1 protein-coding gene is annotated in these 643 nt (G+C 35.8%); it reads right to left on the bottom strand.

Annotated elements, in window-relative coordinates; translation table 11 throughout:
* Positions 1 to 127: 127 nt before the first annotated feature.
* A partial coding sequence (locus ACFINL_RS09825) for an HNH/ENDO VII family nuclease (protein WP_375651500.1) occupies positions 128 to 643 on the bottom strand: 516 nt, incomplete at its 5' end.

The raw sequence follows: 643 nt of genomic DNA on the forward strand, positions 1-643 counted from the left end.
CTTCAGTACGAAAATTGATAATATCATTATATTTATCAACTAATTCTACAACATCATCTAAGGTATAGGTTTTCATCGATTATTTCTCCAAACTTCTTTTTTCTCTCTTTTCATCAACCGTAGAGCATTACTGCCGATGCTCTTGTCCCCATCTGTCAAAATCTATCCCTATGATACTCCATTTCATATCGATTATTCCTCCTAAATTACTGTTTTTTTGTTCTCTAAATCCTTTAGCACGTTCCTTCCAATATTCCTCTCTCCACTTACCAAACTTTTCTCTCTCTATAAGCGATTGATGTGTTTTTGGATTAGCATGAATAACAGAAGTATATTTTTGGTGAGATTCTTTGCTCATTTCTGCTATGGGCCCTTCAGGTGTTTGTGATAAATGATGCAACTCAACAGACTCATCATCAAATCCTATCGGTGCTCTTCCTGCTTCCATCCTTTCAACATTGGTGCCCCACACTTCTTTTTTGTTTTCAGTCCATTTAGAAACTCTGTTAGGATCAAACAAATCGTCTCTCTGATAGGCTTTGTTTGTCTGTCCAAATTTGCTATCAGTAAATTTAGTGGGTTTCTTTTTTAACCAAAGCTTTTTTTCTTTAGCAGCGAGTTTAGTTAGTTCTTTCCTAGCAGC

Source organism: Bartonella sp. AA78NXGY (genome assembly GCF_042197005.1).
Lineage (GTDB): Bacteria > Pseudomonadota > Alphaproteobacteria > Rhizobiales > Rhizobiaceae > Bartonella.